This is a genomic window from Methylophilus sp. (assembly GCF_035460085.1).
In the GTDB taxonomy this organism is placed as follows: Bacteria; Pseudomonadota; Gammaproteobacteria; order Burkholderiales; family Methylophilaceae; genus Methylophilus.
The window spans coordinates 48,720-63,334 of sequence record NZ_DATHWZ010000063.1 but is presented as its reverse complement, the minus strand read 5'-3'; the positions used below and the strand labels follow the sequence as shown (position 1 = coordinate 63,334).

The 14,615-nt window shown below is 48.9% G+C and carries 14 protein-coding genes; 10 read left to right on the top strand and 4 right to left on the bottom strand.

From position 1 onward, the window contains the following. Window positions 1-121: 121 nt before the first annotated feature. The 10 genes from rlmN (at window position 122) to der (ending at window position 10,932) form a co-directional block, all read left to right on the top strand. Window positions 122-1,270, top strand: a complete 1,149-nt coding sequence (gene rlmN / locus VK958_RS09175) for a dual-specificity RNA methyltransferase RlmN (protein ID WP_325240887.1) — start codon at window positions 122-124, stop codon at window positions 1,268-1,270. A gap of 3 nt (window positions 1,271-1,273) precedes the next feature. Then, window positions 1,274-2,071, top strand: coding sequence for a type IV pilus biogenesis/stability protein PilW (gene pilW, locus VK958_RS09170; protein ID WP_325240886.1), 798 nt, complete (start codon window positions 1,274-1,276; stop codon window positions 2,069-2,071). After that, window positions 2,072-3,283 carry a RodZ domain-containing protein gene (locus VK958_RS09165; RefSeq protein ID WP_325240885.1) on the top strand — a complete coding sequence of 404 codons (1,212 nt, stop codon included), beginning with the start codon at window positions 2,072-2,074 and terminating at the stop codon, window positions 3,281-3,283. It abuts the gene before it with no gap. Window positions 3,284-3,285: 2 nt separating this feature from the next. Continuing rightward, window positions 3,286-4,572, top strand: coding sequence for a flavodoxin-dependent (E)-4-hydroxy-3-methylbut-2-enyl-diphosphate synthase (ispG, locus tag VK958_RS09160; RefSeq protein ID WP_325240884.1), 1,287 nt, complete (start codon window positions 3,286-3,288; stop codon window positions 4,570-4,572). A 21-nt stretch (window positions 4,573-4,593) separates the two neighbouring features. After that, window positions 4,594-5,853: a histidine--tRNA ligase gene (gene hisS / locus VK958_RS09155; RefSeq protein WP_325240883.1), complete on the top strand. Its 1,260-nt coding sequence runs from the start codon at window positions 4,594-4,596 to the stop codon at window positions 5,851-5,853. Window positions 5,854-5,961: 108 nt separating this feature from the next. Further along, on the top strand, window positions 5,962-6,786 hold the full coding sequence (locus VK958_RS09150) for an ABC transporter ATP-binding protein (protein WP_325240882.1): 825 nt from the start codon (window positions 5,962-5,964) through the stop codon (window positions 6,784-6,786). Window positions 6,787-6,796: 10 nt separating this feature from the next. After that, the gene (locus tag VK958_RS09145) at window positions 6,797-7,606 is read left to right on the top strand and encodes an ATP-binding cassette domain-containing protein (protein ID WP_325240881.1); all 810 of its coding nucleotides are present in this window, start codon (window positions 6,797-6,799) and stop codon (window positions 7,604-7,606) included. Between the two features lie 32 nt (window positions 7,607-7,638). Beyond that, window positions 7,639-8,277 carry a YfgM family protein gene (locus tag VK958_RS09140; RefSeq protein ID WP_325240880.1) on the top strand — a complete coding sequence of 213 codons (639 nt, stop codon included), beginning with the start codon at window positions 7,639-7,641 and terminating at the stop codon, window positions 8,275-8,277. Between the two features lies 1 nt (window position 8,278). Then, window positions 8,279-9,499 carry an outer membrane protein assembly factor BamB gene (gene bamB, locus VK958_RS09135; RefSeq protein ID WP_325240879.1) on the top strand — a complete coding sequence of 407 codons (1,221 nt, stop codon included), beginning with the start codon at window positions 8,279-8,281 and terminating at the stop codon, window positions 9,497-9,499. Beyond that, window positions 9,499-10,932, top strand: coding sequence for a ribosome biogenesis GTPase Der (der, locus tag VK958_RS09130; protein WP_325240878.1), 1,434 nt, complete (start codon window positions 9,499-9,501; stop codon window positions 10,930-10,932). Before bamB ends, der begins: the two co-directional genes overlap by 1 nt. 69 nt (window positions 10,933-11,001) lie before the next feature. Here the strand turns inward: der and VK958_RS09125 are convergent, their stop codons facing one another. The 4 genes from VK958_RS09125 to VK958_RS09110 all read right to left on the bottom strand — a co-directional run bounded on the left by VK958_RS09125 (window position 11,002) and on the right by VK958_RS09110 (window position 14,239). Beyond that, window positions 11,002-11,982, bottom strand: a complete 981-nt coding sequence (locus VK958_RS09125; protein ID WP_325240877.1) for a S49 family peptidase — start codon at window positions 11,980-11,982, stop codon at window positions 11,002-11,004. Window positions 11,983-12,082: 100 nt separating this feature from the next. Then, window positions 12,083-12,433: a Rieske (2Fe-2S) protein gene (locus VK958_RS09120; RefSeq protein WP_325240876.1), complete on the bottom strand. Its 351-nt coding sequence runs from the start codon at window positions 12,431-12,433 to the stop codon at window positions 12,083-12,085. Continuing rightward, entirely contained in the window at window positions 12,430-13,083 is a 654-nt protein-coding gene (locus VK958_RS09115; protein ID WP_325240875.1) for an HAD family hydrolase, read from the bottom strand. The genes VK958_RS09120 and VK958_RS09115 overlap by 4 nt, the downstream gene beginning before the upstream one ends. A gap of 31 nt (window positions 13,084-13,114) precedes the next feature. After that, entirely contained in the window at window positions 13,115-14,239 is a 1,125-nt protein-coding gene (locus VK958_RS09110) for a pseudouridine synthase (protein ID WP_325240874.1), read from the bottom strand. Window positions 14,240-14,615: the final 376 nt, after the last annotated feature.

Here is a 14,615-nt window from a genome sequence, read left to right as displayed (position 1 = left end):
TCTGACAGATGCACCTTAGAAGCCTCATCATTTTTTAGCATGCCTTCACTGGTTTTGAAGCCCGAACGATTTAAAGGCTGATGATCGAGTAGGCTATTGATTGAAATCGAGAAATGGAATTTTGGTTAATTTACTGAATTTGAACCAACCGCAACTCGCCGACTACTTCACAAGTATCGGCGAGAAGCCCTTCCGTGCCAAGCAGCTCATGCGCTGGATGCATCACTACGGGGTGCTAGACCTCGACCAGATGACAGATATTGCTAAAGTCTTGCGCGAAAAATTGCGACAGGAAGCCGAATTTAAATTACCAGATGTGCAGTTGGAACAAATTTCCGACGATGGCACACGCAAATGGCTGATAGGCACAAATAACCTGAAAGACGGCACCGCCAATAGCGTAGAAACCGTTTTTATCCCTGAAGATGACCGTGGCACTTTGTGCATTTCCAGCCAGGTTGGCTGTGCGCTTGAATGCACATTTTGCAGCACCGGTCGCCAGGGCTTCAACCGCAACCTGAGCGTGTCTGAAATTATCGGCCAGCTATGGATTGCCAACCATTCACTGCGTCAATCAGAAGGCTACAACATGCTGCCGGCCAGTGACCGGATCATTTCAAATGTGGTCATGATGGGCATGGGTGAACCGCTCGCCAATTACGACAATGTGGTCACCGCCATGCAGATCATGCTGGATGATAGCGCTTATGGTCTGAGCCGCCGCCGTGTCACCTTGTCTACCAGTGGCATGGTGCCAGCGATGGATAAGCTGAAAGAAGATTGCCCGGTTGCGCTGGCGGTATCATTGCATGCACCCAATGATGCATTGCGTGATGAAATAGTGCCTATTAACAAGAAATACCCGATTAAAGACTTGATGGCCGCATGTGAACGCTATTTAGTAAAAGCCCCACGCGACTTTGTTACCTTTGAATATGTCATGCTTGATGGGGTGAATGACACACTCGAGCATGCCAGACAATTGCTCGATGTCGTACGCAACGTGCCATGCAAGTTCAACCTGATCCCGTTCAACCCTTTCCCGAACAGCGGTTACGGCACCTCCAAACCCATGCAGGTACGCGCTTTTCGTGATATGTTAATGCAGGCTGGATACGTGGTCACTGTACGCAAAACGCGCGGTGAAGATATTGATGCCGCTTGCGGTCAACTCGCTGGCAAAGTGCTCGACAAAACCCGTCGGACAGAAAGAACGATCGCCATACAATCTGGCGCAATTGAGCGTGATGCCTTGCAACCTGGCCAATAAGTCATGAAAAAACACTTTTTTGTGCAACATTTACTGATATTGCTGGCTGCAGGCTTGTGGCTGCCCGGTTGCGCACAAAATCCTTCTGGCGCATCCAATACTGCCCCTTATGATCAGCAGCCGATTGGCCGCGAAACTGGAGATGTTGAATCTGCCCGCGTGCATACCGAATTGGGTGCCGAATATTTCCGCCTCAAACGTTATGACGTTGCGCTGGAAGAGTTCAATACCGCGATTGAACGCAGCCCAAGCTACGCACTTGCGTATAATGGCCAGGGACTGGTATATGCAGCCTTAGGCGACAAATCACGTGCTGAAACGGCTTTTCAGCGTGCGATTCAATTACAACCGGTCAACTCGGAATCCCATAATAACTATGGCCGTTTTTTGTGTGACCAGGGGCGCTATGAGGATTCACAAAGAGAATTCATGCTGGCGGTTAAAAACCCCCTCTATAAAACACCGCAGGTGGCTTATTACAATGCAGCCGTATGCGCCCTGCGTAGCAAGCAGAAACCGCAAGCTGAGGCATATTTCAGCAAAGCATTGCAAGTTGATCCATTGGCACATGCCAGCGCTTATCAATTAGCCAATTTGCAATTTGGTCGTGGTGATGCCACTGCCGCCATGAACACTTTGCAGAATAGTGTCAGTGTCGCCCCGACCCCAGAATCACTGTTGCTAGCCGTGCGCATCTACCGTGCTTTACAAATGCACGATGAGGCACATCATTACAGTGTGCAACTGCATAAATTGTTTCCAAATTCCAACGAAACCAAACAATTGTTGAAAATGGAGTAAATGCAAGTGACGTCAGAAGATAGAAATAACGTCAGCGCTCTGCAAGCAGAGACGGCAGATAAACCAAGACGTGGGCGCAAGCGCAAAGTTGATTCAGAGACTATGCCTGAGCTGTCACCAATCAACGGCGTTGAAGCACAAAATTTTGATACGCTTTCAACCGCAATAATAAACGATACGGACAGCATGCAACCTTCTTCACCAGATAACGAAGCACCCATCATTGAAGAGTCCCCTGTGGCTTTGACACCTGGCTCAGGCTGTGGAAACATTTTGAAAGCCGCACGTGAATCACAAGGCCTCAGCATCCATGAGGTTTGCAGCCAGTTGCGTTTGGGTGTCAAGCAGATCCAGGCGATTGAACAGGATGACTTTGACAAACTGCCACAACCCAGCATCGTGCGCGGATTTATCCGTAACTATGCCAGGCTGCTGAATATAGATGTCACACCGGTGCTTGCAGCCTATCAGCGTATGGTACCCAGCACGGCACCTTTGCCACTCAGTGTCAGATCCAACGCCAGCCCGTCTGTTATTGACAAGCCGGCGCGCACTATTCGTCCGCAACGTATATTAACGTTTTTTATTTTCCTCATCCTGGCTGCGATACTGGCTTACTTTTATGTGAACCATATCAAACCGCAAGCACTTAAAAATGCCTCACTGGCGCTGGATGTCGATGAGATCAGTGAAACAACCGGGCAAGAGATCAATGTTCCGGCACCCGTGACTGACGCTGTAACATCTCCCACACCACCCGATGATGCAACGGCGGCTACGGAAAATGCAGTCGCCCCCACGACATTACCAGCGACAGAACCTGCAGCTGGCAATGCGCCTGAAGTCTCGCAGACCCTGACTGCAGAACCGACCAATATCGCTTCATCGCCTACCGATAGCACGATCGTAAGCACGCCTACCCCAGCTGCCAACAATGTAGTGGAAAGCACCACCCTTAAATCTGCTGATCCGCAGAAAGCCATTCTGGTATTCAGGGTCACTGAAGACTCCTGGGTACGCATAGAGGACATGCAAGGCAAAAAAGTATTGAGTGAAGTCCTTACTGCAGGCAGCGAGCATAATGTGACGGCTGAAAAACCGGTTAACGTGATTGTCGGTCATGCCCAAGGTACGCAACTGACCATTGATAATCAACCCTATGACTTAACCCAGGCGACACGTGGCCGTGTTGCACGTATTCAATTGAAATAAGCATGCTCTCACGTCGAAATACCCGCCAGGTCATGATAGGCCACGTCGCAGTCGGTGGCGGCCTGTATGGCACGACATCCTCACCGGTGGTCGTACAAAGTATGACAAATACCGACACGGCAGATGCTGAAGGCACCATACGCCAGGTTTATGAGTTGTGGCAGGCCGGGTCTGAGGTGGTACGTATCACCGTAAACACTGCTGAAGCTGCCGCACAGGTCGCTACCATTCGCAAAGGCCTGGATGCGTTAGGTTGCAATGTGCCGTTGGTAGGTGATTTCCATTTTAATGGTCATAAACTGCTGCAAGCTTATCCCGAATGTGCAGAGGCCTTGGCTAAATACCGCATTAATCCCGGCAACGTCGGTAAAGGCAGTAAGCGTGATGAACAATTCGGCGCCATGATTGAAGCGGCCATCCACTACAAAAAAGCAGTACGTATCGGTGTAAACTGGGGCAGCCTGGATCAAGCCAAGATGGCGCAAATGATGGATGACAATGGCAAATTGGCCGAGCCATTATCTGCCGATGCTTTGATGCGTGAGGCACTGATCCAATCCGCGCTGGAAAGTGCGCAACAGGCCATAGATCTTGGCCTGAGCCCCGACCAGATTATTATTTCCTGCAAAGTCAGTAATGTACAAGACTTGGTTCGGGTGTATACCGAACTTGGCCAACGTTGCGATTACCCTCTGCATTTGGGGCTCACCGAAGCAGGCATGGGCTCAAAAGGTATTGTCGCCTCAACCGCTGCCCTGGCGATTTTATTGCAATCAGGCATAGGCGATACCATACGCGTATCGCTGACACCGGAACCGAATGAATCGCGTACAAAAGAAGTTGTGGTCGCGCAGGAAATCCTGCAAACCATGGGCATACGTTCATTTACCCCCTTAGTGACCGCCTGCCCTGGTTGTGGCCGTACAACCAGCACTTATTTCCAGGAGCTGGCGATGCAAATCCAGACCTGGTTACGTAACCAGATGCCGGTCTGGCGCAGCCAATATCCGGGTGTTGAATCACTGAATGTGGCTGTGATGGGTTGCGTCGTGAACGGCCCTGGCGAGTCCAAACTGGCTAATATCGGCATCAGCCTGCCAGGCACTGGTGAAACACCGGTCGCGCCTGTGTTTGTGGATGGCGAAAAAACGGTGACCCTGAAAGGCGACCATATCGCCCAGGAATTCCAATTGATCGTCGATGATTATGTGCGCGCCCACTATGCAGAAGGCGGAAAATTGCGCGCTAGCAAAGCCAGTGTCATCCCTATTGTCGCCATCCCCCAATAACTCAAGCAACAACTGTTAGCAATGACCCAAAAATTCCAATCCATCAAAGGTTTCTATGACATATTGCCGGAAGCCACACCGCTTTGGTTCAAACTGGAAGATACCGCACGCAAAATCTTGAGCCAGTATGGTTACAACAATATCCGTATGCCGGTGGTGGAACCTACCGAATTATTTATACGCAGCGTGGGTGAACATACAGACATTGTCGAAAAAGAAATGTATGCCTGGGAAGATGCGCTTAATGGTGACAAGTTAACTTTGCGTCCTGAAGGCACTGCCGGCTGTGTACGCGCGGTGGTCGAGCATAACCTTACCTACAACGGCCCGCAACGACTGTGGTATATGGGCCCTATGTTCCGCCACGAAAATGTGCAGAAAGGCCGCCAGCGCCAGTTCCACCAGATCGGCGTCGAAGCGTTTGGTTTTGAAGGCCCGGATGTGGATGCAGAACAAATCGTGTTACTGGCACGGTTGTGGCAGGCCCTAGGCATACAGGATGTCGAATTACAGATTAATAGTATTGGTGATGCCGATGAGCGTGCAGAATATAGGGAGTGGTTAATTCGATATTTTGAACAAAATATTGATCTACTAGACGAAGAAGCGAAGCGTCGTTTGCATACAAATCCTCTAAGAATATTGGATAGCAAAAATCCAAAAATGCAGGAGATGTGCCAAGCTGCCCCTAAGCTTATAGATGTCCTGGGAAATGAAAGCAAAAAACACTTTGAAAATCTCTGTCAATTGTTAATTCAAGCCGAGATTAAATATACAATCAACCACCGCTTGGTACGCGGGCTGGATTACTACAACCGTACTGTGTTTGAATGGGTCACCACCAAACTTGGCGCGCAAGGCACAATTGCTGGTGGCGGGCGATACGATACATTGGTTGAGCGTATCGGTGGTAATGCCACCCCTGCCTGTGGCTTTGGCATTGGCTTGGAACGTGTATATCTACTTATGCAGGAATATGGCGTTAATGCTCAGAATCAACCTGACATTTACTTGGTGAATGTGGGTCAACTGGCAGAACAAAAAGCCTTTACCGTGGCGGAAACCCTGCGTAATATGGGGCTGAGCGTGGTCCTGCATGCTGGCGGCGGCAGCTTTAAGTCGCAGATGAAGAAAGCAGATCGTAGCGGCGCACGCTTCGCTGCCATTTTTGGCGATGATGAAGCAGCAACTAATCAAATCAGCTTAAAACCGATGTTGGGCCAGGGCGAACAAACCCGGGTGAATATTGAGCAAGTCCCGGGTATCGTAGAGGCAGCATAAGCTGCAACAAGGAGATCGGATGGCTGAAAAAACACACTCTTATGCATCTGTTTCACCGGAATCATTGTCGGCGTCCAGCAAAATACTCTGCGTATTTTATTGTCTACCATGAACGAAATTCTACGCATTGATCAGTTAAGTATTTATCCTGCCCATGCGCCGGAACGAAAACTGGTGCATAACGTCTCCCTATCATTACAACGTGGAAAAACCACCTGCATTGTAGGTGAGTCAGGCAGCGGAAAAAGCCTTACCGCGTTGAGTGTGATGAAATTACTGTCTCCGCAATTGCGTATGCGGGGGCGAGTTTTATTCCTGGATCAGGACATCACAGCCTTGGACGAAAAAACCATGCAAAGCATACGCGGCCGGCAAATAGGCATGATTTTTCAAGAACCCATGACCTCGTTGAATCCTGTGCTGACCGTAGGCTTTCAAATCGGTGAACCATTGCAAACCCATTTAGGGCTCAAAGGCGCTGCACTTAAACAAAAAGTCGCCGATTTATTGCAACAGGTAGGCATTGATCCGACACGCGCGAATAGCTATCCAGATGAGCTTTCAGGTGGTCAGCGCCAGCGTGTGATGATCGCCATGAGCATTGCTTGTGAGCCGGCTTTGCTGATTGCAGATGAGCCGACCACCGCGCTGGATGTCACCGTGCAGGCGCAGGTGTTGGGTTTGTTGAAAGCACTTAAAGACCGTATGCAGATGGCCATGCTGTTTATCACGCACGATTTTGGTGTAGTAGCGGATATTGCAGATGAAGTGATTGTGATGTTCAGAGGTGAAATTGTCGAAGTGGGCAAGGTTGCGCAAGTGCTGCATAGCCCGCAACATCAATACACTAAAGCGTTATTAGCCTGCGTACCAGATGCTGAAGGTAAAAAAACGTTACAGCCGATGACCTATGACTGGTTAACCCCTGCCTGACGGAGTGCATATGTCCGATTTGATCCTGCAAGCACATCATCTGGTAAAAACCTATACCCATCGTACAGGCGTACTGGGTTTGGGCAATCACAGCATTCGCGCACTAGATGATGTCAGCCTGCAATTGAAACGCGGAACGACGCTCGCGATTGTCGGTGAATCTGGCAGTGGAAAGTCCACCTTGGCACGTGGCGTATTACGCCTATTACCGCTGGATAGCGGCCAGGTTGTGTTTGATGGCGTAGACTTCCTGGCATTGGGTAAATCTGCCTTGCGTATTGCCCGCCGCGATATTCAAATGATCTTTCAGGATCCGTTTGCCTCATTGAATCCCAGAATGCGGATAGGCGACATTATCGGTGAAGGCCTGATAATCCACCGCATCGGCAATGCCAGCCAGCAGCGAGACGAAGTCATCAAAATGCTGGAAAAGGTTGGATTGAAAGCTGAAGATGCGCAAAAGTATCCACATCAGTTCTCCGGTGGTCAGCGGCAACGCATAGGCATCGCACGTGCATTGATTCTGCAACCCAAGCTGGTGGTTTGTGATGAGCCGGTTTCAGCACTTGACGTCTCTGTGCAGGCACAAATTCTGTTGCTATTAAAACAATTGCAACATGAAATGGGGCTGAGTTACCTCTTTATTACGCACGATTTAAGAGTGGTCAGACACATTGCAGACGAAGTGCTGGTCATGCAAAAAGGCAAAGTAATTGAGCAAGGAAGCGTAGAAAACATTTATAATGCACCCCAGCAAATTTATACACAACAATTACTTAGCGCAATTCCCGGTCAGGGCTTGCGTGTAGCAACCGCATAATCACTCACACAAAAAACAAGCAGGAAAATATCATGGCGTACGATTTGGAAGAACAAGAACAACTCGACGAGTTCAGAGTTTGGTGGAACAAAAACGGCAAGATGGCGATCCGCCTGGTATTGGTCGCTATTGTTGCCTATGCCGCCTGGCAAGGCTATCAATCCTGGATGAACAGCAAAGCCACGGCCGCCTCCACAGCCTATCAAACACTGGTGAGCACTTCATTGCTGGACGTGGATGATAAAAAAGCCGAGCAAATCTCCAAAGATGCACAGGCATTACAAAACGATTTCAGCATGACACCTTATGCCGGCAGAGCCGCTTTATTTGCAGCACGCGCCTTGCATCAAGCGAAACAAAATGAAGCCGCCGAGAAACAATTGCACTGGGCGCTGGCTGAAGCCAAAGAACCTGCGATCAGAGAAATGGCTGCCATTGAAATCGCAGGTCTGCAAATCGAACTTAATGCTTTCGATGATGCCAAGAAAACCTTGGAAGCCATCAATGACAAAGGGTTTGATGGACTGAAAAACACCATGCTTGGCGATATCTACATTGCCAAAAAACAAGAAAAAGAAGCAAAAGAAGCTTATCTGCAAGCGCTCAAAGGCCTGGATCCTGAAGGTAAACTGTTTTACCTGACTCAGCAAAAACTGGACGCATTGGGTTAACATGCAACGTTTGCCTCACCTCCCTGCCCTGCGCATGAAAAAATCAACCACGCTGAATGTATTCACGCTGTCTGCTTTGTTGTTGCTTGGCAGCGGCCTTAGCGGGTGTACCGCGTTCAATGATGTGAAAACTAATTTGAGCGAAAGTATCTTCGGGGCTGAGCCGGCTAATCCGCCAGTGGAACTTGAAGAGATCAAGAGCTCTTACGAAACGCGCGTAGCATGGTCGACCGACGTGGGCGAGCCTGGTCGTTATACGTACGCGCCAGTGCTGGCTGATAACATGATTTATGCCGTCAATGCTGAAGGCAGCGTCATGCAACTCGCTGCTGACAATGGCAAAATCTTATGGCGCACCGAGCTGGATGAGGCGATCAGCAGCAGTGCTGGCATTGGTGGCGGGCTGGTATTGGCTGGCACCAATAAGGGACATTTATATGCGTTGAACATGAATGGCAAAAAGCTATGGAGTGCCATCCTGAGCAGCGAGATTCAAGGACAACCGCGTTATTACGACGGTACTGTCATTGTGCGTACCAGTGATCATCATATTTACGGTATAGATGCCGCTGATGGCCGTCGTAAATGGGTATATGAACGCGCGACCCCTTCGCTATCACTTAAAAACCAGGCTGGGATCGTAGTGGATGGCGGTGCTATCTATGCAGGCTTTCCTGGTGGCAAACTGGTTGCCATTCGGGCCGACAATGGCAAACTGTTGTGGGAAGCCACCGTTGCCCAGCCTAAAGGCGTGACTGAAATCGAGCGTATCGCCGATATTACCAGCCTGCCGTTTGTGGATGGTGCTTTCGTTTACGTGGTTGCCTACCAAGGTAAAGTAGCTGGCGTTGATCGACAACGCGGGCAGGTTGCATGGAGCCGTGATATCTCCAGCTATGTTGGCCTGAGCGTGGATAACAGCAAAATTTATTTAAGCCATACCATCGGGTCTGTTTACTCTTTGGATAACAGCAATGGTAAAACCTTCTGGCGCCAGGGTAATCTTGGCTACCGCCTCCTGACAGTTCCATTACCATTGAGTAGTGTGGTTGCCGTAGGTGATCTTGAAGGCTATATACATTTATTAAGTCAGGACGATGGCAGCTTTGTAGGCCGCATTCAGCTTGGCTCCAAACCAATCATGTCACTGGTTGCAGGAACGAATAACCAGTTTCTGGCACAATCACGTGATGGGCACATTTATGCCGTCACATACAAATAATGTTACCCACCATTGTTCTAGTTGGCCGACCAAACGTCGGCAAATCCACCTTATTTAACCGTCTGACCCGGTCCCGTGATGCGCTGGTTGCTGACCTGCCTGGACTAACACGTGACCGTCACTATGGCCGTGGCATGGGCGCAAGCCAGCCGTATCTGGTGATTGATACCGGTGGCTTTGAACCGACTGCTGATAGCGGCATTCTGAAAGAAATGGCCAAGCAGACACTGCTAGCCATTGATGAAGCTGATGTGATTATTTTCCTGGTGGATGCACGTGCCGGGCTTACGCCGCAAGAATTTACCATTGCGCAGACTTTACGCAGGGCTCAACGTCCGGTATTGCTAGCCGTGAATAAAACCGAAGGGATGCGCAAAGCTGTCGTCAGCGCAGACTTTCATGAGCTTGGCATCGGCGAACCATTATCTATTTCGTCAGCGCATGGCGAAGGTGTGCGTGACTTGATAGAGATCGCACTTGAAACCATTGCGGACAAGATCGAAGAAGAGTCTGCGCCTATCAACCCGGATACGCCTAGAATCGCCATCGTGGGTCGCCCGAATGTGGGTAAATCCACCCTGGTGAATGCCCTGCTCGGTGAAGACCGGGTAATTGCATTTGATGAACCAGGTACTACGCGCGATTCAATCGAAATCGAACTCGAAAAAGACGGCAAAAATTACATCATTATTGATACCGCAGGTGTACGCAAACGCGGCAAAGTATTTGAAGCGGTAGAGAAATTCTCTGTCGTGAAAACCATGCAGGCGATTGAAGATGCCAATGTCGCCATTCTGGTAGTCGATGCCAAAGAAGGTATCACCGAACAAGATGCGCACGTGGCTGCTTATATCCTGGATTCTGGTCGTGCGTTAGTAGTAGCCATCAACAAATGGGACGGCTTACAAGACGATGAACGCGAGTGGATCAAGCGCGAGATTGACCGTAAACTGCAATTCCTGGACTTCGCCAAATTCCACTACATTTCCGCCTTGCGTAAAAAAGGCCTGAATGAGTTGTTAAGCTCAGTCGATGTCGCCTTCAAAGCTGCGATGGCCAAACTGGCAACACCGCAATTAACACGCGTATTGGGAGAAGCCACTACGCAACATCAACCACCGATTACCCGTGGTATCCGCCCAAAATTACGTTATGCTCACCAAGGTGGTAGCAACCCGCCGATCGTCGTCGTGCACGGCAACCATATTGATGGCATCAAGGATAGCTATACGCGTTATCTGGAAGGCATTTTCCGCAAAGCCTTCCAACTGGTCGGGACGCCATTAAGAGTGCAATATCACAAGGGTGATAACCCGTTTGACAAGGAAGACGAGCGAAAACAAGGGGAAGGTCTTGTGACTATGCGTCGTCGTAAAAACGAACTCCGCGCCAAACTCAAGCAACGTAACGAAAAGAATAAGACCAAAAAATAAATGCTTACGGGCATTCAAATAAAATAAAAAGGGACATTGCTGTCCCTTTTTATTTATTCATTTATCTCGTTAACGTAGCGTTGGCAACCATGCTTTCGCTTTTGTGCCTAACTCCTGCCCCATACTTGCACCCAGTTTTTTGGCAAAACGGTCAACCACGGTTTCCTGGTAAGTGAAATCTACGATTTCAGATTCCTTGACCACTTCACGCGCCACATAATCCGCACTACCTTCAGCATCTGCCAAGCCAAGCTTGATACTTTCTTCACCGTTCCAGAACAAACCACTGAAAGTTTGTTCGTTTTCTTTCAGGCGGTTACCACGGCCTTCACGCACCACTTTAATAAACTGCTGGTGGATTTGATCCAGCATGCTCTGTGCAAATGCTTGTTGTTTTGGGTTCACCGGTGAGAATGGATCCAGCATGCCTTTATTTTCACCGGCAGTCATCAAGCGGCGCTCTACGCCGACTTTTTTCATTAACTCGGTGAATCCATAGCCATCCATCAAAACGCCGATTGAGCCGACAATACTGGCCTTATCAACAAAGATTTTATCGGCTGCGACGGCGATGTAATAACCTCCTGAGGCGCAGATATCTTCAACGACCGCATAAACAGGCACTTCAGGGTGCAATTTGCGCTGGCGATGAATTTCATCATTAATAATGCCGGCTTGTACCGGGCTGCCACCCGGGCTGTTGATACGCAAGATGATGCCTTTGGTGCCTTTATGCTCATAGGCATCTTTCAGGCTGCTGATGACAGCATCGGCATTCACCTGGCCACCAGCTTCGATCACACCATTGATGTCGATCAAGGCGGTATGTGCCAATGAAGAATTCTTGTTGGTTCCTACCCAGCCCAATAACATCAGCAACAGGAAAAACAGGTAGATAAAGGTTAAAGACTTGAATAAAACAGACCAGCGTCTTGATACTTTTTGCTCTTGCAAGCCGGCTAATGCTATTTTTTCCAGACTGGAAATCGCGGCCGCTTGTGAAGGCTGGTGATTATTCAGATCTGGCGACTGCTGGTTCTCTTCTTGCATAACTCGACTTTCGATAATAAATTTTAGTCACTTTAACAATTTTAATCAGTTTGCCACTATTTTAGTCATCATGCGCTAAAAAGATGTTGTAAAAACCCAGCTAGAACTGATCCAGGTGTACGGTCACGACGCCATCCTGCTCACTGACAGGGATAGGCGACAGCGATTTACCCTGACATGGCCCCACAATACAGCGACCGCTCTGAGGAGCATACATGGCGCCATGGGTCGCGCAAATCAACCACTCTTGTGTCATATTGAAAAATTTCCCTTGCTCCCAGTCCAATTCTACTGGCACATGCGCGCAACGATTGACATAAGCATAGGGCTTACCCTGAAAACGCACCACAAACCCGGTGGCATGCGGCCCTAATACCGGAATGGCAAAGCGCAACCCATCCCCTTTTTCCAACAGATCGTCACTGTTAAAGGTCAATAGAGCGGCACTCATGTTGATTCCAACAACCATTCGCCCAATGTTGTCACATCATGAAACATATGATTAGGGGAATACTGCTGTAAATGCGTGGCTGTTTGCGAGCCATAAGTCACGGCTGCTGTGATGACACCGGCGTTTTTACCCATTTGCATATCATATTGCGAGTCGCCTATCATCAATGTGCGCTCAGGCATGACCACCAGTTCATCCATCAGCTCATCCAGCATTTGCGGATGGGGTTTCGAAAAACATTCATCGACGGTTTTGGTTGCACTAAAATATTTCACCAGGCCAGATTGTTGCAAAGCAGTATTCAATCCGCGCCGGCCTTTACCGGTAGCGACCGCCTGCTTGCAGCCTTTCCTGGCAATGCCGGCAATCGTTTCTGCAATACCGGAAAACAGCAGGATGGTATTTTCAGCTGCGTAGTAATGCTGGTTGTAATGAGTAACCAGGGCTTGGGCCTGAAAGTTGGGGATATCGCCAAAAAGTACTTCGATCGATTCACGCAAACCCAGACCTATGATGCTACGCGCCCGCTCTTCACTAAGCTCAGGCAAACCTGCCTCTGCAGCAGCTTTAATCAGTGCCTGCGTAATCATGCCGGTCGAGTCCGCTATGGTGCCATCCCAATCCCAAACAATTAAATCAAACTGCTTCACGTGTCACCTTGGTATTTAGATCAAAAAAACATTATTCAACATTCAGTTGACGCTGATGTTGCAAGAAATTTTCCAGTTCAGCCGGCAATGGTGCCACGAGGTGTAACGGCTCTCCGGTTAAGGGATGCGCGATACGCGTTTCGCTGGAGTGTAAATACATGCGCTTCAACCGCTGTTTACTTAGTTGCTTGTTCAACGCGAAATCACCATATTTATCATCGCCGAGAATCGGAAAGCCCAGATGAGACAATTGCACGCGTAATTGATGCGTGCGTCCGGTAATCAGTTTCGCTTGTAGCAAGCTGTATTGCCCAAGTGACTCTTGTAGATAAAACCAGGTTTCAGAAGTTTGTGTTTCTACCTCAAACCTGCCTTTAGCTGCGTGCTGTTTGGCAATCACACCACTGGATTTGAGTGATTTCCGTCCACCTGGTTCAGTGTTCAGTAAAGGCTGGTCAACCACATGCACGCGCCGCTCACCACTTTCAGTGACATATTTTTGCAAATCCAGCGTGACTTTCTTTTTCGCTTCCTGCCATTGTCCTTGCACCATCATGACATAGCGCTTATCCATTTTGTGCTGGCGCATGGCTTCATGCAAGGCAGTCAAGGCGGAGCGCTTTTTAGCGATCATCAATACACCGGAAGTTTCTCTGTCCAGCCTGTGTACCAATTCGAGAAATTTGGCTTGTGGCCTTTCCAGACGTAATTGTTCGATCACACCGAGGCTGATACCACTGCCGCCATGAACCGCTATTCCGGCAGGTTTATTCAACGCCAGCATGGCGTCATCTTCATAAATGACCATATCTGCAAGCTTGGGTTTCACTGTAGGCAGGCCAGGCTTAGGCGCAGCCTCTGCAATGCGGATAGGGGGCACCCTGACCTCATCACCCAGTTGCAAACGATATTCGGCAGTGACACGTTTTTTATTGACGCGGACTTCCCCGCTACGCAAGATACGATAGATATGACTTTTGGGAACGCCTTTGAGCACTTTGGCAAGATAGTTATCCACGCGTTGAGTTTCAGAGCTTTCATCCACTAACAATTGCGTTACCCGGTCACTGGCCGGTTTATCCTGATGGCTGATGAAAGGCCTTTCGGCGCTTGCAGGAGGCGCTGGTAATGGCGGTAGCTGTGAATTCGAGGTCATATGCAGGTGTTGCTTTGCTTTATCAGGACTTATAGATATACTGTCGGCATTCTGGGTCTGCGTTTTTTACGGTTTCGTCGACAATTTTTTATCATGCCGACATCGAAATAACCATCATTACAGCAGCCATTTAAATGGCTTCGCATGTAAATTCAGAATCAAAAAATTTTGGTGAATACCGCTCGCCATCAAGTAGCGATAATTAATAGAAATACGAAACGCGAAGCTCAAGCAGAATAATTAATGATATGAGCCCGGCGTTTGCCAAACCCGAATTTTAACGAATTTAGACTCTGCATAGGGTTTTATTTTAGTAGATAAATAGTGTTGGATCATACAGGTGGATAACAATCCAACACCTGCCAAACCTTTCATC

Excerpts from the sequence above, each read along its gene's own strand:
- pilW (WP_325240886.1), top strand. The coding sequence starts at position 1,274 with ATGAAAAAACACTTTTTTGTGCAACATTTACTGATATTGCTGGCTGCA.
- VK958_RS09165 (WP_325240885.1), top strand. The coding sequence starts at position 2,072 with ATGCAAGTGACGTCAGAAGATAGAAATAACGTCAGCGCTCTGCAAGCA.
- ispG (WP_325240884.1), top strand. The coding sequence starts at position 3,286 with ATGCTCTCACGTCGAAATACCCGCCAGGTCATGATAGGCCACGTCGCA.
- hisS (WP_325240883.1), top strand. The coding sequence starts at position 4,594 with ATGACCCAAAAATTCCAATCCATCAAAGGTTTCTATGACATATTGCCG.
- VK958_RS09150 (WP_325240882.1), top strand. The coding sequence starts at position 5,962 with ATGAACGAAATTCTACGCATTGATCAGTTAAGTATTTATCCTGCCCAT.
- VK958_RS09145 (WP_325240881.1), top strand. The coding sequence starts at position 6,797 with ATGTCCGATTTGATCCTGCAAGCACATCATCTGGTAAAAACCTATACC.
- VK958_RS09140 (WP_325240880.1), top strand. The coding sequence starts at position 7,639 with ATGGCGTACGATTTGGAAGAACAAGAACAACTCGACGAGTTCAGAGTT.
- bamB (WP_325240879.1), top strand. The coding sequence starts at position 8,279 with ATGCAACGTTTGCCTCACCTCCCTGCCCTGCGCATGAAAAAATCAACC.
- der (WP_325240878.1), top strand. The coding sequence starts at position 9,499 with ATGTTACCCACCATTGTTCTAGTTGGCCGACCAAACGTCGGCAAATCC.
- VK958_RS09125 (WP_325240877.1), bottom strand. The coding sequence starts at position 11,982 with ATGCAAGAAGAGAACCAGCAGTCGCCAGATCTGAATAATCACCAGCCT.
- VK958_RS09120 (WP_325240876.1), bottom strand. The coding sequence starts at position 12,433 with ATGAGTGCCGCTCTATTGACCTTTAACAGTGACGATCTGTTGGAAAAA.
- VK958_RS09110 (WP_325240874.1), bottom strand. The coding sequence starts at position 14,239 with ATGACCTCGAATTCACAGCTACCGCCATTACCAGCGCCTCCTGCAAGC.